This window comes from Arthrobacter sp. TJ-236, assembly GCF_058269235.1.
In genome coordinates, this window is sequence record NZ_JBZCNI010000001.1 from 378,098 (window position 1) to 399,307 (window position 21,210).

A 21,210-nucleotide genomic window follows, 5' to 3' on the forward strand; every position below is an offset into this window, starting at 1 on the left:
ATCACCAAGGAAAGGGCGGCCGTCATGGCGACTCAGGACCGCATGAACACCAGTGGTTCCTCCTCGGCCGAGGAGGAGCTGCCCGAAGCCGGGCCCGCGGCGCCCGCAGCCGCCCAGGACTCGGGCCAGACGCAGGGTGTGGACGACCTCCTCGACGAGATCGACGGCGTGCTCGAGTCCAATGCCGAGGAGTTCGTCCGCGGCTTCGTGCAGAAGGGCGGCCAGTAGCGGATGCTCCCGGACGACGCAGTAGCAGCGGTTCCGCGGGCCGCCTCGACCTCCTTCACCGAGTACCTCGGCGCCCACCACCCAGGACTGCTGCCGTCGAACCGGACGCTCGGTCCGATGACGGCGTCGTCAGGGGCGTCGGACGCAGGGCATCTGGCGCCCCACGCCACGACGATCGTCTCCCTGACCTTCCCGGGCGGGGTGCTGATGGCGGGTGACCGCCGCGCCACCATGGGCAACGTCATCGCGAGCCGGCACATCGAGAAGGTGTTCCCCGCGGACCAGTACTCCGTCATGGGGATCGCCGGCAGCGCGGGCATCGGCCTCGACCTCACGCGCCTGTTCCAGGTGGAGCTCGAGCACTACGAGAAGATCGAGGCCACGATGATGAGCCTCGACGGCAAGGCGAACCGCCTGGCCGCGATGGTCCGGCAGAACCTCCCCATGGCCATGCAGGGACTCGCCGTCGTACCCCTCTTCGCGGGGTACGACACCGACCGCCACGTCGGCAGGCTCTTCTCCTTCGACGTCACGGGCGGCCGCTACGAGGAGCACGAACACCATTCGGTGGGCTCGGGCTCCGTGTTCGCCCGCGGTGCGCTGAAGAAACTCTGGAAACCGCGCCTCGACGAGGCATCCGCCGTGCGTGTCGCCGTCGAAGCCCTGTACGACGCCGCCGACGACGACTCCGCGACGGGCGGGCCGGACACCGTGCGGGCCCTGTGGCCCGTGGTCTGGGTGGTCGACGCAGCCGGTGCGCGGAGGATCCCCGAGCGGATCCTCGAGGCAGCAGCGCACTCCATCATCGACGCCCGCTCGTCCGCGGGCCGGGAGGCATAGGTCATGACGCAGCAGTTCTACGTCTCCCCGGAGCAGCTCATGAAGGACCGCGCGGACTTCGCGCGGAAGGGGATCGGCCGCGGGCGGTCGGTCGTCGTGATGAGCTGCCGCGACGGGATCGCTCTCGTGGCGGAGAATCCCTCGCCGTCGCTCCACAAGCTCGGCGAGATCTACGACCGCATCGCCTTCGCGGCCGTGGGGAAGTACAACGAGTTCGAGAGCCTGCGCCAGGCAGGCGTCCGCTACGCCGACGTACGCGGCTATTCGTACGCGCGGGAGGACGTCACCGCACGGGGGCTCGCGAGCGTGTACGCGCAGAGCCTGGGGGCGGTGTTCACCGCCGAGAGCAAGCCCTTCGAGGTGGAGCTCGTGGTCGCGGAGGTGGGGCACACCCAGGAGCGCGATCACCTGTACCGCCTCACGTTCGACGGTTCGATCGCCGACGAGACGGGCTTCGTGGTGATGGGCGGTGCGGCGGACGCCGTCATCGGGGCCCTCAGGGGCGTGTGGTCGGCCGGGCTCAGCCTCCCGGAGGGGGTGCGCGCCGCGGCCACGGCGCTCAGGAACGACGGCGTCGCAGCGCCCGCGCAGCCCACGGGTCAACCCACGGGCGGCGAGAACGGGGAGGCACCCGGCAAACCCGCACTCGATCCCTCACTCCTCGAGGTGGCCTACCTCGAGCGCGACCCCGACACCCTGCGCGGAAGCCGCAGGGCGTTCCGCCGGATCGGCGGCGCGGAACTCGAGGCCACCCTGCAGCAGCACGCCCGAGGAGCCTGATGGACCGGCGGATCTTCGGCGTCGAGACCGAGTTCGGCATCTCGTACTCGAGCCCGAACTCCCGGCCGCTCTCGCCCGAGGAGGTGGCGCGGTACCTCTTCCGCAAGGTGGTGAGCTGGGGGAGGTCCTCCAACGTCTTCCTCACGAACGGCTCCCGCCTGTACCTCGATGTCGGCTCGCACCCCGAGTACGCGACGGCCGAGTGCGACGATCTCGCCCAGTTGATCGCGCACGACCGCGCGGGTGAGCTGATCCTCGAGGACCTCGTGTCCGAGGCGCAGCGCAAGCTCGCCCACGAGGGCTACGACGGCCGGATCTACCTCTTCAAGAACAACACCGACTCCGCGGGCAACTCCTACGGGAGCCACGAGAACTACCTGATCCCGCGCAAGCTAGAGTTCGCGCGCCTCGCGGACATCCTGATCCCGTTCCTCGTGACGCGGCAATTGCTCGTCGGCGCGGGGAAGGTCCTCAAGACCCAGTCCGGGAGCATCTACGCCTTCTCACAGCGTGCCGACCACCTGTGGGAGGGCATCTCGTCCGCCACCACGCGGTCCCGACCGATCATCAACACACGGGACGAACCCCACGCGGACGCCGAGCACTACCGCCGCCTGCACGTGATCGCCGGGGATTCCACCATGTCGGAGACCACCATGCTGCTGAAGATCGGCTCCGTGGACCTGCTGCTCCGCATGGTCGAGGCGGGCGAGCTGATGCGGGACTTCCGGCTGGAGAACCCGATCAGGAGCATCCGCGAGATCTCGCACGATCTCACGGGCCGCCACCTGCTCAAGCTCGCGAACGGACGCCAGATGACCGCGCTGGAGATGCAGCAGGAGTACCTGGCGCGGGTGACCACGTTCGTCGAGCAGCACGGCGCGCACAACGCGCACGTCCCGGCCGTCCTCGACCTCTGGCAGCGCGTCCTCGACGCCGTCGAGACCGGGGACACCAGCGGGGTGGACACCGAGGTGGACTGGGCGATCAAGAAGAAGCTGATCGACCGCTACCTCGCCCGCTCCGGCGAGGGACTCGATTCGGCGAAGGCCGCGCAGCTCGATCTCACCTACCACGACATCTCCCGCTCGCGCGGCCTCTTCTTCCTCCTCCAGTCGCGCGGCGAGGCCGCGCGCGTGGTGGACGACACCGCTATCAAGGAGGCCGTGGACACTCCGCCGTCCACCACCCGGGCGAGGCTCCGCGGAGAATTCGTGCGACGGGCCAAGGAGGCGAACCGCGACTACACGGTGGACTGGGTGCACCTGAAGCTCAACGATCGTGCGCAGCAGACCATCCTCTGCAAGGACCCCTTCACCTCGGTCGACGAGCGGGTCGAGGCGCTCCTGCAGCAGTTGTGATGTCCGCGTGACGACGGCGGCGGGCGCGCCGGGAGCCACGTTCCGCGCCCGAGCCGGGGAAAAGGGCGCGAGCAGGCAGGAGAAATGGCGGGGCCGGAGCCGTTAGGGTTGTCAGGGCCCTTCGTTCCGCGGGCAGACAGACCTGGACACCGATTCGAAAGTGGTTCCGTGCGAAAGATACTTGCATTCCTCCTGCCGCTCACGCTGCTCCTGACCGCCTGTGGTGGCGGCGACGAGGAGGCACCCTCGCTCCGGTCCGCCGGTGCGGTCGAGATCCTCGAGAGCGTCACCGTGGAAGGCGGCTCCGACGAGGAGGCACCGACCGTGGAGTTCGCGTCGCCGCTCGACATCACGGGTGTGGCCGCGCGCACCGTCTCCGCGGGTGACGGCAGCACCATCGAGGCCGGCCAGCAGATCCGCTATCAGCTCGTCTCGCTGAATGCGGAGGACGGCGAGGTGCTCGGTGACACGTACAGTCAGGGCGAGCCGCAGGTCCTTCCGGTCGACGACATGCTGCGTGAACAGGACGCCGAGCTGTACGACGTGCTGGTCGGCACGACCGTCGGCTCGCAAGTGGCGTACACCCGCCCGTCACCCGAGCCGGTCGAGGGTCAGACGCCACTGCCCGAGCAGCTGATCGTGCTCAGGGTCATCTCCGCGGAACAGGCTCCGGAGCCGCTGCCTGAGCCGGAGGTGCTTGCACCCGAGGAGGTGCAGCGTCTCGACAGCGAGGGCCAGCTGCCCACCATCACCTTCGGGGAGGGCGGCGCACCCGAGGTGAGCATCCCGGAGAACGACCCGTCCGAGGATCTCGTGGTGAAGGTGCTGAAGGAGGGTGACGGCGAGGTCGTCGCCGAGACGGACAGCATCACCGCGAACTACAGCGGCTGGACCTACGCCGACGGCGAGCAGTTCGATTCCAGCTACGATCGCGGGGAGCCCGCAACGTTCCCGCTCACCGGCGTGATCACCGGCTGGACCCGCGGTCTCGCCGGTCAGAAGGTCGGCTCACAGGTGATGCTCGTGATCCCGGCGCCCTGGGCCTACGGGGACCCGGCACCGGAGGGGCGCCCGTCCGGCACGCTCGTGTTCTTCGTCGAGATCACCGCGAAGGCCACCGCCGAGTAGCACCACTCCACACATCCGCCTGACAGGTTCGGTCCGTCCGGGCCGATCAGCCACCCACCGAGTGCAAGGAGCACATCATGTCCTTCGGACAGCGCACGTTCGACCGTGAAAAGCCTGAGATCGAGTTCCCCGCCCACGACGTCCCGACGGAGCTCGTGATCGAGGACCTCATCGTCGGGACCGGCGACGAGGCGACGGCCGGGAAGACCGTCTCCACCCACTACGTGGGTGTGGCGTTCTCCACCGGCGAGGAGTTCGACGCCTCCTGGAACCGCGGCACGCCGCTGGACTTCAAGGTTGGTGTCGGGCAGGTCATCCAGGGGTGGGACCAGGGGCTGCTCGGTATGAAGGTGGGCGGCCGGCGCCGCCTCGAGATACCCTCGCAGCTCGCCTACGGTGCGTCCGGTGCCGGATCCGCGATCGGCCCCAACGAGTCCCTCATCTTCGTGGTGGACCTGCTCGGGGTCCGCTGACCTCCCGACAGGAATCACGGGCCTACCGCCAGGTACCGCCCGTCAGCACGAGGAGGGACGCCGGCAGCGATCGTTGCCGGCGTCCCTCCCTCCGTTGCCGTGAAGGTAGGGTTTTCAGCGTGTCCGCAAAACGTACCGAACGCCTCCTCACCCTCGTGATCATGCTTCTGTCGAGCCGGCGCGGCTACACCAAGGAGGAGTTGTTCGAGGAGATCGACCTCTACCGTGAGGCCACGTCGGTGGCGGCCCGGGAGAAGCTGTTCGACCGCGACAAGGCGGCTCTGCGCGAGCAGGGGATCCCGCTCGAGTCCTTCAGCGAGGACACCCTGTTCGACAACGACAACACGGTGCAGCGCTACAGGATCGACGCCGAGGACTACCGGCTCGGCGGCGTGACGTTCACGCAGGAGGAGTACGCGGTCCTCAACCTCGCCGCCGGCGCCTGGGAGCAGGGCTCGCTCGACTCCGCCGCATCGAGGGCCCTGCGGAAGCTGAGCTCGCGCAGCACGGACGACACCCTGCAGCTCACCCCGCTGATCCAGCCCCGCATCACCACGGACGCCCCGTACTGGGACATCGTGTGGCAGGCGCTCACCACCCGCACCCCGCTGAGGTTCTCCTACCGCGCGGCCAGTACCGGGCGCGAGGAGGTGCGGACCGTGCATCCCTGGGGCATGGGCGCGCGCTTCGGCCACTGGTACGTCGTCGGCTTCGACACCATGCGCGGGGCCGAGCGGTTCTTCCGGCTCTCCCGGATGACCTCCGAGCCCGTCCTGCTCACCGGATCCTTCGAGGTCCCGGCGACCTTCGACATGAACCGCACGCTCTCCTCCCTGGGCCGCAGCGAACCGGACCGCACCGCCGTCGTCGCCGTACGCCCGGGCTCCTGTCAGGTGCTCCGCGTGCGGAAGGACACCGAAGTGCTGCAGACGGGGGAGGAATGGGACACGCTCCGCGTCCCCTACGCGACCTCGAGCCCCATGGCCGCGACGATCGCCGGCCTCGGCACGAACGCCCAGGTGCAGGAACCGGCCGACCTCGTGGCCGACGTCGCGCGTCTGCTCGACCGCGCCCACGACGCCGCCGTGGCCGCTCCGCGCGACTTCGACTTCACGGGCGCCGCGCGCACCACACCCCGCCGGAAGACCTCCTCGCAGGACCACCTGCTCCGGCTGCTCGACCTCGTGCCCTACCTGCTCGCTCATCCCGGCGCGGAGGTCGGTGACACCGCGCGGCGGTTCGACGTCTCGGAGGCCCAGCTCACCAAGGACCTCGACCTCCTCTTCGTCAGCGGTCCGCGGCACTACCCGGACGGTCTCATGGACGTCAACATCGAGGACGGCTGTATCTATCTCACGAACGCGAGGGACCTCGCCCAGCCCATCAAGCTGAGCATGGACGAGGCGTGCTCCCTGATCGTCGGGCTGCAGGCCCTGCGCGAGCTGCCGGGCATGAGGAACAACGAGGCGATCGTCAGCGCGCAGACGAAGCTCACCGCGGCGGCCGGGGATGCCGCGCGCATCGGTTCTGCCGTCGCCACCAAGCTGACGGAGGACGATCTCGACCCCACCCTCGAGGTCCTGCAGGCCGCGCTCCAGTCCGGCGTCCGGGTGCAGGTCGACTACTTCGTGCCCACGCGCGACGAGATCACGCAGCGGGTCCTCGAGCCGGTGCGCATCTTCCTCCATCAGGACACGTGGTACCTGGAGGCGTGGAGCGTCGAGTCCGAGGGCCTGCGCAACTTCCGCCTCGACCGGATCCAGCGGGCCGCGCTGACGGACGAGCCCGCGACGGCCACGGCGGACACCGAGGCGATCGCCCGCGGCCGGAAGGCGACCCCCTACCGCTCCGGGGAGAGCGATCACGCGGTCACCCTCCTGCTGGAGCCGAGGGCTCGCTGGATCGCCGACCAGTACAACGCGGAGGCGGTGCAGGAGCTCGACGGCGACCGGCTGGCAGCGCGGTTGAGGGTGGCGTCGAGCGCGTGGATCCCGGGCCTCGTCGCCGGCTTCGGGGGCGCCGCGGCCGTACTCGAGCCCGAGGAGCTTCGTGAGGAGACGCTGAGGTGGCTCGCCGCTGCCCGTTCGCACCAGTCGCTCACCTAGACTGACCCCATGCTCTGGTGGATGTGGATCGTTCTGTGGGTGGCCCTCGTGGCCGTCAGCGCCATCTTCCTGGTGGTCGTCGGGTTCCGCGTCTTCCGGCGCGGAATGCGAACTCTGGGTGAATTCGGGGAGGCCATGGATCGACTCGGCGTCGACGTGGGGCACGCCGGCGAGGGCGGACGGGACGGGCTGCCGCACAGTCAGGGTGTCCCCGGGATCCCCGTCCCGGCCGTGTTCTCGGCGCCCGAGGACGTGCGCGTGGCATCCGATCTGGCGAAGACCCGGCGACAGGCCGACCGCCGCGAGCGTCGCGTGGCCAAGCGGTCGGACCGCGGGCAGCCCCAGCTCCTGCAGGACATGCCACACCTGTGACCTAAACTTGGCACGGGATCTAGGAGAGGAATACGCCATGAGGCTCGAAGGCTGGCACATCGTCATCATCATCGTTCTCGCGATCGTTCTGTTCGGGGCGCCGAAGCTGCCCGGACTGGCTCGCAGCGTGGGACAGTCCCTGCGGATCTTCAAGTCCGAGGTGAAGCAGATGAAGGACGAGAACAACGTGCCCGACGACGGCACGGGTCCGGTCGAGGGACGAGTCGTGTCCACTCCCGCCCCGCAGACCTACACGCCGACGTACCAGGCGCCCGCGCAGCCGGACCACCACCAGCAGCCGGCCCAGCACCATGCCGGTGACGTCCCGTCCCAGGGGACGGGCCACGGAGCCACGCCCGCGGGACCGGCACAGCCGAGCGGCACCTCGAACACCAACCCGTAGCACTCCCGGTGTCCCCCGAGAAAGCGCCGAGGCGCGGTAGGAAGGCCAACCCCGAGGGCAAGATGGCCCTCAAGGAGCACCTCCGGGAAGCCCGCAACCGGCTGTTCAAGTCGGCGATCGCGGTCATCATCGCCACGGTGTTCGGGTTCTTCGTGTACGACCCGGTGCTCCGGGCACTCGCGGCCCCCATCATCGCCATCAACGAGCAGGAGGGGCGCTCGGCGTCCTTGAATTTCGACAGCGCCGCATCCCCCTTCGACCTCCTGATCCAGGTCTCGGTGTTCCTCGGCCTGATCATCTCGAGCCCCGTCTGGCTCTATCAGCTGTGGGCCTTCATCACTCCCGGGCTCAAGCGCAAGGAGCGGAGGATCGCCCTTGCGTTCATCGCCGTGGCGGTACCGCTCTTCCTCGCCGGGATCGGTCTCGCCTGGCTGATCCTGCCCAACGCCGTGCGTGTGCTCACGGAGTTCACGCCCGAGGACTTCTCGAACTTCATCGGCGTCTCGGTCTACTTCACCTTCGTGCTGCGTCTGCTGCTCGCCTTCGGGATCGCGTTCATCCTGCCGGTGGTCCTCGTGGGGCTCAACATGGTGGGTATCGTCTCCGGACGCCAGATCCTGAAGGCCTGGCGCATCACCGTCTTCCTCGTCTGCCTGTTCGCCGCGATGGCCGCGCCCGGCGGCGACGTCCTCAGCATGTTCTACCTCGCCGTCCCGCTGCTCCTGCTGTTCTTCGTGGCCATCGGGCTGTGCCTGCTCAACGACAAGCGCCGCGCCCGCCGCAACGCCGCTCGCGAGGCGGACATCGAGGCGTCCGCCGATTCCGCGTCGTCGCTGGACGCGCTCTAGCACCCGGAGAGGTCCTCCGGCCCCGCCGCACCCCGTGTGCCGGTGTCTGCCGCACGGTCTAGGGTGGAAAGATGAGCACCCCCGCGGAGAGATACGCCGCTGCGAAGGCCCGTACGGAGCACTCACGGACCCAGCTGTCGCGGTTCGAGCGGACGCTGGACTTCGAGCTCGATCCGTTCCAGCGCGAGGCCTGCACCGCCCTGGAGGCCGGACGGGGCGTGCTGGTCGCGGCTCCCACGGGCGCCGGCAAGACGGTGGTGGGGGAGTTCGCGGTCTTCATGGCCCTGCAGAGCGGCCTCAAGGCCTTCTACACCACCCCGATCAAGGCTCTCAGCAACCAGAAGTACTCCGAGCTCGCGGCCGTCCACGGCAGCGACCGCGTGGGGCTGCTCACGGGCGACACCAGCATCAACGGGGACGCGGACGTGATCGTGATGACCACGGAGGTCCTCAGGAACATGCTGTACGCGAACTCGGAGGCGCTCGACAACCTGGGGTACGTGGTGATGGACGAGGTGCACTACCTCGCCGATCGGTTCCGCGGCGCCGTCTGGGAGGAAGTGATCATCCATCTCCCCACGGAGGTGAAGCTCATCTCGCTGAGCGCCACCGTCTCCAACGCCGAGGAGTTCGGTTCCTGGCTGGACACCGTCCGCGGGGACACCGACGTCGTCGTGTCGGAGCACCGTCCGGTTCCGCTCTGGCAGCACGTCATGGTGGGGAAATCCATGATCGACCTCTTCGCCGGTGACGTCGCCTTCGACGAGGCGGCTCCCGCGGGCGCCACCGCAGGGGCGAAGGACCAGTACGACGTCAACCCCGAGCTCCTCGAGCTCGCGAGCAACGAGATCCGGCTGAACCAGCGGGCCGGGTGGAGCGGCGGTGGTCGGAAGGGCCGGTCCCGCCCGGGGCGCGGCGGTCCGCAGCAGATGAGCGTGGTCCGGCGGGCCACCCGGCCTCAGGTCATCGAGGTCCTCGACCGCGCCGACCTGCTCCCGGCCATCACGTTCATCTTCTCGCGCGCGGGCTGCGAGGCCGCGGTGACGCAGTGCCTGCATGCGGGGCTGTGGCTCACCACCGAGGACGAGCGCGACGAGATCGCCGAGACGATCGACGACGCCACGACGGACATCCCGCGGGACGACCTCGAGATCCTGGGCTTCTGGACATGGCGCGAGGGACTGATCCGGGGCTTCACCGCGCATCACGCAGGAATGCTCCCGACCTTCAAGGAGATCGTCGAGCGCCTCTTCGCGGCCGGCCTCGTCAAGGCGGTCTTCGCCACCGAGACGCTCGCGCTCGGGGTCAACATGCCGGCGCGGACCGTGGTCCTCGAGAAGCTCGACAAGTTCAACGGCGAGGCTCACGTCAACGTCACGGCGGGCGAGTACACGCAGCTCACCGGCCGCGCCGGCCGTCGCGGGATCGACGTCGAGGGGCACGCCGTCGTCCTGTGGCAGCCCGGCACGGACCCCGGGGCCGTGGCGGGCCTCGCTTCACGCCGCACGTACCCGCTCAACTCCAGCTTCCGCCCCACGTACAACATGAGCATCAACCTCGTGGCGCAGTTCGGTCGCGAGCGGTCGCGGCAGATCCTCGAGACGTCCTTCGCCCAGTTCCAGGCCGACCGTTCGGTCGTCGGCCTCGCGAAGCAGGTCAGGAGCCGCGAGGAGTCCCTGAAGGGGTACGAGGCGTCGATGACCTGCCACCTCGGTGACTTCCGCGAGTACTCGAAGCTGCGGCGGGAGCTCTCCGACCTCGAGACGACGGCCTCCCGTGACAGGTCGCGCACCCTTCGGTCTGCTGCCGAGTCCTCGCTCGAGTCCCTGCGCCCGGGGGACGTCATCGACGTGCCGGGCGGCAGGAGCCAGGGCTACGCCGTGGTCCTCGACGCGGACTCGTCGCGTGAACCCCGACCCACCGTGCTCACGCTCGAGACGCAGATCCGTCGGGTCGGCGTGCAGGACCTCGACGGGCCCGTGGAGGTCCTCTCCCGCATCCGGATCCCCAAGCACTTCAGCGCGCGCAGCCCGAAGGACCGCCGGGACCTCACCTCCTCGCTCCGCAACGCCCTGCAGGAGAAACGGCCGCCCCGCCGCGGGGCCGACCGCGTGGCCGCCGGGCACTCCGCGTCCGCCGCCGCGGAGGAGCGCGCCATCACCGAGCTGCGCCGCCGGCTGAGGGCCCACCCCTGCCACGGCTGCAGCGAGCGTGAGCAGCACGCACGCTGGGCCGAACGCTGGTGGAAGCTGCGGCGGGAGACCGACGTCCTCTCCGGCCAGATCCGCGGCAGGACCAACACCATCGCGAAGACGTTCGACCGTGTGTCGGACGTCCTCGGCCACTACGGCTACCTCCAGTCCGATGACGGCACCGTGTCCGTGAGTGCATCGGGTCAGAAACTACGGCGCATCTACGGCGAGAAGGACCTCCTGATCGCGCTCTGCATCGAGGAGGGCGCCTTCAGCGAGCTCGACGCCGCCGAGCTGGCCGCCCTGACCACGGTGCTCGTCTACCAGGCCAAGCGCGAGGAGCGGGGCGTGCGTCCCGTGATGCCGAGCGTCGCACTCGAGAGCTCGGTCGAGATCATCATCCGTGAGTGGTCGCGGCTCAACGACGTCGAGGAGCAGCACCGCCTGCCCGTGACGGGGGAACCCGAACTCTCGCTGGTCTGGCCCATGTTCAAGTGGGCGCAGGGCAGGTCGCTGCAGGCCGCGCTCAGCGGCACTGAACTCGCTGCCGGTGACTTCGTGCGCTGGTCCAAGCAGGTCATCGACCTCTTGGACCAGATGGCGAAGGTACCGGACCTGCCCGGCCACCTGAACCAGACGTGCCGGAGGGCCATCGGACTGGTACGGCGCGGCGTGGTGGCATACTCGAACATCAGTGAGTAGCGCCCCTTCTCCCAGGAAGTTCCCCGTCATCTCCACACCCACGCCCGAACCCCGCCAGCCCGTCCTCTACCGCAACGGCTCCGTGTACAGCCCGGCCGATCCCTTCGCGACGGCGATGCTCGTCGACGGCGGAACGGTCGCCTGGGTGGGCACCGAGCATGCGGCCACGAACCTCGAGGGTCCCGGTGTGCGGACCGTCGACCTCGACGGAGCGCTGATCGCGCCCGGCTTCGTCGACGCGCACGCTCACGTCACCGAGACGGGCATCGCGCTCGGCTCCGTGGACCTGACGGCGTGCCGATCGCTCACGGAACTGCTCGACGCCGTCGCGGCGGCTGCGGCGTCGGGGGCCACGACCGTGCTGGGGCACGGCTGGGACGAGTCCCGGTGGCCCGAGAAGCGGGTTCCCACGGCGGGGGAGCTGGACCGGGCAGGTGCCGGCGCCCTCGTGTACCTCGTCCGGGCCGACATCCACTCCGCCGTGGTGTCCGGCTCCCTCGCCGACGCCCTCGGCCTGGCGTCCGTGGACGGCTGGTCCGACGGTTTCGTGGTCCGTGCCGCCCACGAGGCGGCGCGTCGGGCCACCCGCAGCCTCACGACCGATCAGCGCCGCACCTATCAGCAGGCGGCGCTGCTCCACGCGGCGTCCCGCGGCTACGTCGCCGTGACGGAGATGGCCGCGCCGCACATCGCCCCACCCGAGGACCTCGAGACCCTTCTGACCATCGACGGTCCGCTCCGCGATCTGCCGCTGCCCGAGGTCATTCCGTACTGGGGAGCAGCCGTCGCCGATCCGCAGGCCGCGGAGCAGGAGATGCGTCGGTTCGGGGGACGCCTGGCAGGTCTGGCGGGTGACCTGAACGTCGACGGCTCCATCGGGTCGCGGACGGCCGCCCTGCGCGAGGCGTACACCGATGCGCCCGGATCCACGGGCGCGCTGTACCTCGACGAGGACCAGGTGACCGCTCATCTGCTGGCGACGACGTCCAGGGGTATCCAGGCAGGCTTCCACGTGATCGGGGACGCCGGCCTCGATGTGATCCTCCGCGGCCTGGAACGCACCGCGGGGGAGCTCGGCGAGGACGAGGTGCGGCGCGCACGCCATCGGCTCGAGCACGTGGAACTCGCGGACGACGACGCCGTAGCCGCCCTCGTGCGCTTCGGTGTGTCCGTCAGCGGCCAGCCCGTGTTCGATGCGCTGTGGGGTCAGGAGGGCGGCCTGTACGAGCAGCGGCTCGGTGACAGGCGCCTCGGCATGAACCGCTGGGCGTCGCTGCTCTCCGCCGGGGTGCTCGTGGCGCTCGGATCCGACAGCCCTGTGACGCCGATGGACCCCTGGGCCTCGGTGCGTGCCTGCCTGCAGCACAGCGACCCCGCTGAGAACATCTCCGCCCGCGCAGCCTTCATCGCGCACACCCGGGCCGGGTGGCGGCTCGCGGGGCGGTCACCCGCGATGGGTCAGCTCGCTCCCGGGACACCCGCATCTTTCGCCGTGTGGACGGTCGACGAACTGATGGTCCAGACACCGGACAACCGGGTGCAGGCCTGGAGTACCGACCCGCGCGCCGGCACGCCGCTACTGCCCGCGCTCGACACGGAGAATGCCCCGCAGTGCCTGGAGACGGTCCACGACGGTCATCGCCTCCATGTGGCCGACGGCTTCGACGGAGCATGACGAGCGTGGCGGACGCTCCGGAATTCTCCTGCCCGCCGACACCCTCCTGACCTGCACGAAGAAGCGTCGTCCCACGTCAGGAGACTGTTGACACCTCCTTCTCAGCCCGTAAGCTTTCGTCCTACGGGTTAGAGGAACTCCGGATGGAGAAACCTGGCTGGTCTCTTCGAGCGCAATGCATCGGCCTTCAAGGGCGCGTGTTACCTCATGCGGAGCCAGCACTCTCAAGGGCAGGTCCACGCGTCGGTAGAGAACGGCGTCCGCAGAAGTGCTGATGCCGGTACGAAGACGCGTGGACCTGCCCGAGCGCCGCACGGCTCATCGCCGACCCTGCCTCACGGACCGCCGCGCATCGGCCGGCGGGTGCCGCCCCGCCTATACTTGCTCACTGGCCCCGAGACCGGCGCCGTTCCCTTCGCGTACCCGACGGAAAGGCCCCTGCGTGCGAGTCGTCACGATCATCCCCACCTACAACGAGATCGAGTCGCTGCCGATCACGCTCGCGCGACTGCGTGCGGCCGTGCCCTCCTCCGACGTCCTGATCGTCGACGACAACAGCCCCGACGGCACGGGCGATCTCGCCGACCGTGCCGCTGCCGCCGACGACCAGGTGCACGTGCTGCACCGCACGGGCAAGGCAGGGCTCGGAGCCGCCTACATCGCCGGGTTCCGGTGGGGTCTGGAGCGCGACTACGACGTGCTCGTCGAGATGGATGCGGACGGGTCCCACAGGCCCGAGCAGCTGCAGAGCCTGCTCGATGCCGTGGACCGCGCCGATCTGGTGATCGGGAGCCGCTGGGTCCCCGGGGGCAGCGTGGTCAACTGGCCGGCGCACCGCAAGCTCCTCTCACGAGCCGGAAGTACCTACTCGCGGCTCATGCTGGGACTTCCCGTCCGGGACATCACCGCCGGGTTCCGAGCCTTCCGGCGCTCCACCCTGGAGACACTCGACCTCTCGGCCGTCGAGTCGGTCGGTTACGGCTTCCAGGTCGACATGACGTTCCGCGTGGCAAGGCTCGGTCTGACCATCGTCGAGGTGCCCATCACCTTCGTGGAGCGGGAACTCGGCGCGTCCAAGATGAGCGGGAACATCGTCTTCGAGGCCATCGCCAACGTGACGCGGTGGGGGCTCGCGGCCCGCTGGAACACGATCACCGGCCGACGCTGACCCCTCGCCGGCTTCGTTCCCGCGGGGGGACTGCGGACTCACGGCATCAGGGCCGGCACAGAAGTGCCGGACATGCGAGAAGGCACCCGCCGCGGCGGGTGCCTTCGTCGTCGTGCTGGATCCGGACCGGATCAGGCGGAGCGGCGCTCTCCACGCCGCTCGCGCAGGATGGTCAGGCGATCCTGCAGGATCTGCTCGAGTTCCTCGACCGAGCGACGCTCGAGGAGCATGTCCCAGTGCGTACGCACGGGCTTGTCGTTCGACGTGTCCGGCTTCTCGCCGTTGACGAGCAGCGCTTCCTTGCCGGTCTTCGACACCCAGGTCGCCGGGATGTCGGCCTCGGACGAGAACGTCACGAACACGCGCTCACCGTCCTCGCAGCGGTATTCCACGCGCTGCCGGGGAGCGGGCTCGACGCCGGACTCCGTTTCCATGGACTGCGCTCCGAGGCGCATGCCGCGCAGGCTGCGATCGCTCATGTGTGTTCTCCTAGTCACCGTGGCCCCGACTACCGGGACCGTCACTGCTTCCGCCCGTGGGCGGGCGGTCAGCCCGTCCGTACTGCACAACACCGCGCTCGGCGCGCATGTTCCTGCGTTGAGCGGGTAAACAGCTAAGTATACAGACGTGGGGTGGACGGCGGCGCGGGCCCGCCTAGCGCCGGGCCAGTACCTGCACCGTGAAGCGGGCCTGGACCGCGAGGTCGTCGCCCGGCGCGTCGTCCTGCTCGTCGTCCTGCTTGCTCGCCCCGTGCAGGTGGTGTGCGGCGGGTCCCATCAGGAGCGCGGAGCGGGCCAGCGACCCGGGTAACACCATCTCGTAGTCGAGGTCCTCGCGCCCCGCCTCCGTGAGCAGGCCGTCGAACGCGGCGACGACGTCGTCGGCCTTCTGCGGGGGCACGCTCAGCAGCGGCCCGACATCCTGGAGCCCGTCCAGGTGGCCGGGACGCGGTGTGACCACCACGGCGCGGCCGGCGTCCGAGAGGACGCGCGCGAACTCCCCGGGGTTGCGCGGCGCGAACACGTTGAGCAGCACGTCCACCGATCGGTCGGCGATCGGCAGGGGCCGCCACAGGTCCCAGAGCAGGCTGACGCCGGTCGGCAGTCGACGGGCCGCGCGGCGGAGGGCGGCTTTGGAGACGTCGAGCGCCACGGGGAAGACCTCCGGTTCCTTCAGGGTCAGGGCCTCGAGGTAGTAGCCCGTGCCCGCGCCGGCATCCAGCGCCACGGCGGGGCGCTGGACGGAGGCAGCGGCGTCGACGATCCGCTCGCGGAGCGGGCCGTAGGAGCCATGGCCCAGGAACTGCTCCCGGGCCTCGACCATCTCGGGACCGTCGCCGCTGAAGGGCGAGCCCTTGCCGGTCATGAGGTTGATGTACCCCTGCCGTGCCGCATCGAACCGGTGGCCGTCGGCGCAGGCGAGGGCCCGGTCGAGGCGCAGCAGGCCCTGCCCGCAGACGGGACACAGGAGGAGTCCGAGCGGGAGGGCGGGCATCCCTCCATCCTACGAAAGACGACGGGCGGTAACCGTTGACTCAGGCCACTGTTTCCGGTTCAGTCAGGAGGGTGAAATCGAATCAGCTCGAACTCCTGACCACCACGGGTGCGCCCACCATCCACCCGGACGGCACGCGCGTCGTCGTTGCCGCCACGCGTCCCGACTTCCGCGCCGACGCCTACGTCGGCCAGCTCTGGGAGCTGACGCTCGACGGCGGCCGGCGGCGGCTGACGCGGGGCTTCCGCGACACGTCCCCGCAGTACACGCCCGACGGCGGACTCCTGCTGTTCCTGCGGGCAGCGCCGGGCGGGAAGCCCCAGCTGTTCGCACTCCGCGCCGGCGGCGGAGAGCCTGTCCAGGTCACCGACCAACCGCTCGGTATCACCGGCTTCGACGTGTCGCCGGACTCCCGCACCGTGGCCTTCTCCGCCCGGGTGCCCGAGCACGGACGGTACGGGACCCTCGACGGCGTCACGGCCGGCCTCGAGGATCCCCGGCTCGTCACCGTCAACAAGTACCGGATGAACGGCCTGGGGTACACGACCGACAAGCGCTCCCACCTGTTCACGGTGGACCTGCCGGACGTGGACGCCGAGCCGTACTACGAGGCCGTGGGACGACTGAAGCAGGAGGCGAACGCCACCACCGACGCCACCGCCGGCGCGGATCCGGCCATGGGCGCAGTGCCCGCCGCCGCGCAGCTCACCTCGGCCGATGCCGACCATCTCGACCCGGCGTTTTCCGCGGACGGTACGCGGATCCTGTTCACGGCGTCGCTCACCCCCGACGCCGACGACGTGCTGGCATCGGACATCCACTCCATCGCCCTCGACGGCAGCGACCTCACGACCTCCACCGTGGGGAAGGGCAGCACGCGCCTCGGCTGCAGTGCGCCGCAGCCGAGCGCGGACGGCGCATGGCTCTTCTTCCTCGCCAACGACCTCTCGCCGTCGGGCCTCGATTTCGTGGCCCGCAACACGGCCCTATACGTTGCTCCGACCGGGGATCCGACGGACCTCCGGCGCCTCACGGATCCGGAGACGGTCGATCTCGGCGACGTGCAGGACATCGTGACCGACGGCCCGGACTCCGTCCTCGTCGTCAACCGCTCCCGCGGCGCGGGCGAACTGCTGCGCATCACGGCCTCGGGCGGGATCGAGGTCCTCGTCTCGGGCCCCACGGTCGTGACGGGCGCGGCGACGGCGCAGGGCGTCGTCGTCGCCTCCTACACCGACCCGTCCACCTCAGGTGACGTCGCGGTCGTGGACAGCGGCGCCCTGCGACCGCTCACGGACTTCTCCTCCCGGCTGCGCTCCGAGACGCGGATCGCCGAGCCGGAGGAGCGTTCCTACGCCGCACCCGATGGCACACAGGTGCACGGATGGGTTGTGCAGCCCGAGGGGGACGGCCCCCATCCGGTCCTGCTGGTGATCCACGGCGGCCCGTTCGCCCAGTACGGCTGGGGCTACTTCGACGAGGCACAGGTGTACGCCGCGGCCGGGTACGCCGTGCTCCTGTGCAACCCACGCGGAGCGGCCGGCTACGGGCAGGAGCACGGCCGCGTGATCAAGGAGGCCATGGGCACCGTGGACCTCGACGACGTCCTCGCCTTCCTCGACGGCGCGCTCGCCGAGTACGGCACCATGGACCGGGAGCGGCTCGGGGTGATGGGCGGGTCCTACGGCGGGTACCTGACGGCCTGGACCATCGCCCACGATCACCGTTTCCGAGCGGCCATCGTGGAGCGCGGTTACCTCGACCCGCCGTCGTTCGTGGGCTCCTCGGACATCGGCTGGTTCTTCTCGGAGCAGTACACCGGGACGGACCCCGCGCAGGTCGAGGCACAGAACCCCTTCGCGAAGATCGGGAGCGTGCGGACGCCGGCGTTCGTCATTCACTCCGAGGAGGATCTGCGCTGTCCGATCGAGCAGGCGCAGCGTTACTACACGGCGCTGAGGAAGCAGGGCGTCGAGACGGAGCTGCTGATCTTCCCGGGGGAGACGCACGAGCTCTCGCGGAGCGGCTCGCCCTGGCACCGCCGTCAGCGGTTCGAGCACATCCTGCGGTGGTGGTCGAAGTACCTGCCCACTGCGGCGAACCCTGCAGTGGATTCTGCGGTGGATTCTGCTGAGGACGGCGCCCAGGTCGGCGGCTGATCCGCGCGCGCTGCGGACGGGCCCCCGGAGGGGCCTCGGTCAGAAGCCGAGGCTCCGCCGGGCATCCGTGACCGTCGGCTGGCTCCAGCGGTGGTGTTCGCGGTCGGAGCTGAGCGAGCGCAGCTCGGCCCGGTCGAGGTACAGCACGCCGTCGAGGTGGTCCGTCTCGTGCTGGACGATGCGCGCGGCCCAGCCCTCGAGGACGTCGTCGATCACCACGCCGTCGGGCCGGGTGTAGGTCAGGGCGACGCTGCGGTGGCGGCCCACCACCGCCTGGTAGCCCGGGACGGAGAGGCAACCCTCGTAGAACACCTCGAGCGAGCCGTTCTCCGGTCGGTAGACCGGGTTGATGACGGCGGTGAACGGCAGGGGTGAGCGCGAGCGGGCCACGGCAGCCTCCGGGTCCGGCGATCCGGCGTCCTCGAGCACGGCGATGCGGAGGGGGATGCCGATCTGCGGTGCTGCGAGGCCGACGCCGGGTGCCTCGTGCATGACACGGCGCATGGTCTCGATGAGCCGTCGCAGGGTCGCGTCGTCGAGCTGCCCGTCGAACGGCTGAGCGCGGGCCCTGAGCACGGGATGTCCGGCCGTCACGATGGGCGGCAGATCGTCCGCGAGCACGAGGTCGACCAGGTCGGCGAGGGCCGTCACGGCGATCCCGTGACGTCGATGGGGGAGTGGGCGCTCATCCACCCACCCTCGCACATGCGGACAGGAACGGGCAGGGCACTCCTTGTCCGCCACGGCGCGACGACGGAGAATCGAACGGGTCGCCGACGGAGGACCTGGGAATCACGAGGGAGCGGTAACGCGCCCGAGGAACGGACGTGCCATGACTGACATCACCGCAGGAACCACAGCAGACACCACGGCAAACACCAGTGCAGACATCAGCGGGACCGGCCGGCCACAGCGGGTGGCGGCCGACAGTCACGACCTGATCAGGGTCCAGGGCGCCCGCGAGAACAACCTCAGGGACGTCACGATCGAGATCCCGAAGCGGCGGCTCACGGTGTTCACCGGGGTCTCCGGCTCGGGCAAGAGCTCCCTCGTCTTCGACACGATCGCCGCCGAGTCCCAGCGCATGATCAACGAGACCTACAGCGCGTTCCTGCAGGGGTTCATGCCGCCGCTCGCCCGTCCGGAGGTAGATCTCCTGGAGGGGCTGACCACAGCGATCATCGTCGACCAGGAGCGGATGGGAGCCAATCCCCGCTCCACCGTCGGCACCGCCACCGACGTCAACGCGATGCTGCGGATCGTCTTCTCGAGGCTCGGACAACCGCACATCGGCTCGCCGCAGGCGTTCTCGTTCAACGTCGCCTCGATCAGCGGGGCCGGCGCGGTCACGATCGAGCGGGGTGGCACCACCGTCAAGGAGCGCCGGAGCTTCACGGTCACCGGCGGCATGTGCCCGAGGTGCGAGGGCATGGGCAAGGTGACGGACATCGACCTCACCCAGCTCTACGACGACTCGAAGACCCTCAACGAGGGGGCACTGACCATCCCCGGATACAGCATGGAGGGGTGGTACGGGCGGATCTACAGCGGTACCGGCTTCTTCAGCCCTGACACACCCATCCGGGACTTCACGGCCCAGGAGTTGAAGGACCTCCTCTACAAGGAGCCGACGAAGATCAAGGTCGACGGCATCAACATCACCTACGAGGGCCTGGTGCCGAAGATGCAGAAGTCGATGCTGTCGAAGGACCGCGAGGCCATGCAGCCGCACATCCGGGCCTTCGTGGACCGCGCCGTGACCTTCACGGCGTGCCCCGAGTGCGAGGGGACCCGGCTCAGCGAGGCCGCGCGCTCCTCGAGGATCGACGGCGTCAGCATCGCCGATGCATGCCGGATGCAGATCAGCGACCTCGCCGTCTGGGTCCGCTCGCTCGCGGAGCCGTCGGTCGCGCCGCTGCTGAAGGCCCTGGGGGAGACGCTCGACTCGTTCGTCGACATCGGGCTCGGGTACCTCAGCCTCGACCGTCCCTCCGGCACGCTCTCCGGCGGTGAGTCGCAGCGGACCAAGATGATCCGCCACCTCGGGTCCTCGCTCACCGACGTCACGTACGTCTTCGACGAACCCACCATCGGTCTCCATCCCCACGACATCCAGCGCATGAACGAACTCCTCGTGCAACTCCGGGACAAGGGCAACACCGTCCTCGTCGTGGAGCACAAGCCGGAGATGATCGCGATCGCCGATCACGTCGTCGACCTCGGACCGGGCGCCGGAACCGCCGGCGGGACCATCTGCTTCGAAGGGTCGGTGGAGGGGCTACGCCGCAGCGGGACGCTGACCGGACGTCACCTCGACGACCGCGCGACGCTGAAGTCCGCAGTGCGCGCGCGGAGCGGGAACCTGGAGGTCAGGGGAGCCACCTCCCACAACGTCCGCGATGTCGACGTCGACATCCCGCTCGGCGTGCTGTGCGTCGTCACGGGCGTCGCAGGGTCGGGCAAGAGCTCGCTCATCCACGGTTCGGTGGCCGGCCGCAACGGCGTCGTGGCCGTGGACCAGACCGCGATCAAGGGATCACGCCGCAGCAATCCCGCGACCTACACCGGCATGCTCGAACCCATCAGGAAGGCCTTCGCCAAGGCCAACGGGGTCAAACCGGCGCTGTTCAGCGCGAACTCCGAGGGCGCATGCCCCACCTGCAACGGGGCCGGGGTGATCTTCACCGACCTCGCGATGATGGCCGGCGTCGCCACGACGTGTGAGGTCTGTAACGGCAAGCGCTTCATGGCCGAGGTGCTCGAGTACAAGCTCGCGGGCCAGGACATCAGCGAGGTCCTGGCCATGCCGGTCACCGAGGCGCTCGGGTTCTTCAGCAGCAGCGAGGCGAAGGTCCCGGCGTCCCGGGCCATCCTGAGCCGGCTCTCCGACGTCGGTCTCGGCTATCTCAGCCTCGGTCAGCCCCTGACAACCCTTTCCGGCGGCGAGCGGCAGCGCCTGAAGCTCGCGACGCACATGGGGGAGAAGAGCGGTGTCCTGGTGCTCGACGAACCCACCGCCGGCCTGCATCTCGCCGACGTCGAGAACCTGCTCGCGCTGCTCGACCGCCTGGTCGACTCGGGGACGTCCGTCATCGTGATCGAGCACCATCAGGCGGTCATGGCGCACGCGGACTGGATCATCGACATCGGACCGGGTGCCGGGCACGACGGCGGCACGATCGTGTTCGAGGGCACGCCTGCGCAACTCGTCGCGGCTCGCTCCACGCTGACCGGACGGCACCTCGCTGAGTACATCGGCGCCTGACGGGCGGCACGCAGTGC

General features: G+C 69.5%; 18 protein-coding genes. 15 read left to right on the plus strand and 3 right to left on the minus strand.

Annotation, left to right across the window (positions count from 1 at the left end; genetic code table 11):
• The first annotated feature begins 24 nt into the window (after positions 1 to 24).
• The 13 genes from AC4D16_RS01635 (at position 25) to AC4D16_RS01695 (ending at position 14,275) form a co-directional block, all read left to right on the plus strand.
• Positions 25 to 228: a ubiquitin-like protein Pup gene (locus AC4D16_RS01635; RefSeq protein ID WP_490953716.1), complete on the plus strand. Its 204-nt coding sequence runs from the start codon at positions 25 to 27 to the stop codon at positions 226 to 228.
• Between the two features lie 3 nt (positions 229 to 231).
• Positions 232 to 1,068, plus strand: coding sequence for a proteasome subunit beta (gene prcB / locus AC4D16_RS01640; protein WP_490953717.1), 837 nt, complete (start codon positions 232 to 234; stop codon positions 1,066 to 1,068).
• Positions 1,069 to 1,071: 3 nt separating this feature from the next.
• A complete protein-coding gene (gene prcA, locus AC4D16_RS01645) occupies positions 1,072 to 1,848 on the plus strand; it encodes a proteasome subunit alpha (protein ID WP_490949173.1) in 777 nt (258 codons plus the stop codon).
• Positions 1,848 to 3,209: a Pup--protein ligase gene (gene pafA, locus AC4D16_RS01650; RefSeq protein WP_490953718.1), complete on the plus strand. Its 1,362-nt coding sequence runs from the start codon at positions 1,848 to 1,850 to the stop codon at positions 3,207 to 3,209. The genes prcA and pafA overlap by 1 nt, the downstream gene beginning before the upstream one ends.
• Positions 3,210 to 3,377: 168 nt before the next feature.
• A complete protein-coding gene (locus AC4D16_RS01655) occupies positions 3,378 to 4,337 on the plus strand; it encodes an FKBP-type peptidyl-prolyl cis-trans isomerase (protein WP_490949171.1) in 960 nt (319 codons plus the stop codon).
• 77 nt (positions 4,338 to 4,414) lie between these two features.
• On the plus strand, positions 4,415 to 4,810 hold the full coding sequence (locus tag AC4D16_RS01660; protein WP_490949170.1) for an FKBP-type peptidyl-prolyl cis-trans isomerase: 396 nt from the start codon (positions 4,415 to 4,417) through the stop codon (positions 4,808 to 4,810).
• A gap of 119 nt (positions 4,811 to 4,929) precedes the next feature.
• Positions 4,930 to 6,915 (plus strand): helix-turn-helix transcriptional regulator, encoded by a 1,986-nt coding sequence (locus AC4D16_RS01665; protein ID WP_490953719.1) that lies wholly within the window; start codon positions 4,930 to 4,932, stop codon positions 6,913 to 6,915.
• A 9-nt stretch (positions 6,916 to 6,924) separates the two neighbouring features.
• Complete coding sequence (locus AC4D16_RS01670; RefSeq protein WP_490953720.1) at positions 6,925 to 7,287, plus strand: hypothetical protein; 363 nt, start codon at positions 6,925 to 6,927, stop codon at positions 7,285 to 7,287.
• Positions 7,288 to 7,324: 37 nt separating this feature from the next.
• Positions 7,325 to 7,690 carry a Sec-independent protein translocase subunit TatA gene (gene tatA / locus AC4D16_RS01675; RefSeq protein ID WP_490953721.1) on the plus strand — a complete coding sequence of 122 codons (366 nt, stop codon included), beginning with the start codon at positions 7,325 to 7,327 and terminating at the stop codon, positions 7,688 to 7,690.
• A 62-nt stretch (positions 7,691 to 7,752) separates the two neighbouring features.
• Complete coding sequence (tatC, locus tag AC4D16_RS01680; RefSeq protein ID WP_490954650.1) at positions 7,753 to 8,538, plus strand: twin-arginine translocase subunit TatC; 786 nt, start codon at positions 7,753 to 7,755, stop codon at positions 8,536 to 8,538.
• Positions 8,539 to 8,609: 71 nt separating this feature from the next.
• Positions 8,610 to 11,432 (plus strand): DEAD/DEAH box helicase, encoded by a 2,823-nt coding sequence (locus tag AC4D16_RS01685; protein WP_490953722.1) that lies wholly within the window; start codon positions 8,610 to 8,612, stop codon positions 11,430 to 11,432.
• Positions 11,425 to 13,107 (plus strand): amidohydrolase, encoded by a 1,683-nt coding sequence (locus tag AC4D16_RS01690; RefSeq protein WP_490953723.1) that lies wholly within the window; start codon positions 11,425 to 11,427, stop codon positions 13,105 to 13,107. The genes AC4D16_RS01685 and AC4D16_RS01690 overlap by 8 nt, the downstream gene beginning before the upstream one ends.
• 442 nt (positions 13,108 to 13,549) lie before the next feature.
• On the plus strand, positions 13,550 to 14,275 hold the full coding sequence (locus AC4D16_RS01695; RefSeq protein WP_490949164.1) for a polyprenol monophosphomannose synthase: 726 nt from the start codon (positions 13,550 to 13,552) through the stop codon (positions 14,273 to 14,275).
• A gap of 131 nt (positions 14,276 to 14,406) precedes the next feature.
• Here the strand turns inward: AC4D16_RS01695 and AC4D16_RS01700 are convergent, their stop codons facing one another.
• Both AC4D16_RS01700 and AC4D16_RS01705 read right to left on the minus strand, forming a co-directional pair.
• The gene (locus AC4D16_RS01700; protein ID WP_104179673.1) at positions 14,407 to 14,754 is read right to left on the minus strand and encodes an RNA polymerase-binding protein RbpA; all 348 of its coding nucleotides are present in this window, start codon (positions 14,752 to 14,754) and stop codon (positions 14,407 to 14,409) included.
• Positions 14,755 to 14,929: 175 nt separating this feature from the next.
• Positions 14,930 to 15,769: a putative RNA methyltransferase gene (locus AC4D16_RS01705; protein WP_490953724.1), complete on the minus strand. Its 840-nt coding sequence runs from the start codon at positions 15,767 to 15,769 to the stop codon at positions 14,930 to 14,932.
• A 71-nt stretch (positions 15,770 to 15,840) separates the two neighbouring features.
• Between AC4D16_RS01705 and AC4D16_RS01710 the strand changes: the two genes are divergently transcribed.
• Positions 15,841 to 17,928, plus strand: a complete 2,088-nt coding sequence (locus AC4D16_RS01710; protein WP_490953725.1) for a S9 family peptidase — start codon at positions 15,841 to 15,843, stop codon at positions 17,926 to 17,928.
• Positions 17,929 to 17,967: 39 nt separating this feature from the next.
• Here AC4D16_RS01710 and AC4D16_RS01715 read toward each other — a convergent pair whose 3' ends face one another.
• Positions 17,968 to 18,621 (minus strand): peptide deformylase, encoded by a 654-nt coding sequence (locus tag AC4D16_RS01715; protein WP_490953726.1) that lies wholly within the window; start codon positions 18,619 to 18,621, stop codon positions 17,968 to 17,970.
• A gap of 139 nt (positions 18,622 to 18,760) precedes the next feature.
• On the opposite strand from AC4D16_RS01715, the gene AC4D16_RS01720 reads away from it, so the two are divergent.
• Positions 18,761 to 21,193: an ATP-binding cassette domain-containing protein gene (locus tag AC4D16_RS01720; protein WP_490953727.1), complete on the plus strand. Its 2,433-nt coding sequence runs from the start codon at positions 18,761 to 18,763 to the stop codon at positions 21,191 to 21,193.
• Positions 21,194 to 21,210: the final 17 nt, after the last annotated feature.

Excerpts from the sequence above, each read along its gene's own strand:
- AC4D16_RS01635 (WP_490953716.1), top strand. The coding sequence starts at position 25 with ATGGCGACTCAGGACCGCATGAACACCAGTGGTTCCTCCTCGGCCGAG.
- prcB (WP_490953717.1), top strand. The coding sequence starts at position 232 with ATGCTCCCGGACGACGCAGTAGCAGCGGTTCCGCGGGCCGCCTCGACC.
- prcA (WP_490949173.1), top strand. The coding sequence starts at position 1,072 with ATGACGCAGCAGTTCTACGTCTCCCCGGAGCAGCTCATGAAGGACCGC.
- pafA (WP_490953718.1), top strand. The coding sequence starts at position 1,848 with ATGGACCGGCGGATCTTCGGCGTCGAGACCGAGTTCGGCATCTCGTAC.
- AC4D16_RS01660 (WP_490949170.1), top strand. The coding sequence starts at position 4,415 with ATGTCCTTCGGACAGCGCACGTTCGACCGTGAAAAGCCTGAGATCGAG.
- AC4D16_RS01670 (WP_490953720.1), top strand. The coding sequence starts at position 6,925 with ATGCTCTGGTGGATGTGGATCGTTCTGTGGGTGGCCCTCGTGGCCGTC.
- tatA (WP_490953721.1), top strand. The coding sequence starts at position 7,325 with ATGAGGCTCGAAGGCTGGCACATCGTCATCATCATCGTTCTCGCGATC.
- tatC (WP_490954650.1), top strand. The coding sequence starts at position 7,753 with ATGGCCCTCAAGGAGCACCTCCGGGAAGCCCGCAACCGGCTGTTCAAG.
- AC4D16_RS01685 (WP_490953722.1), top strand. The coding sequence starts at position 8,610 with ATGAGCACCCCCGCGGAGAGATACGCCGCTGCGAAGGCCCGTACGGAG.
- AC4D16_RS01700 (WP_104179673.1), bottom strand. The coding sequence starts at position 14,754 with ATGAGCGATCGCAGCCTGCGCGGCATGCGCCTCGGAGCGCAGTCCATG.
- AC4D16_RS01705 (WP_490953724.1), bottom strand. The coding sequence starts at position 15,769 with ATGCCCGCCCTCCCGCTCGGACTCCTCCTGTGTCCCGTCTGCGGGCAG.
- AC4D16_RS01720 (WP_490953727.1), top strand. The coding sequence starts at position 18,761 with ATGACTGACATCACCGCAGGAACCACAGCAGACACCACGGCAAACACC.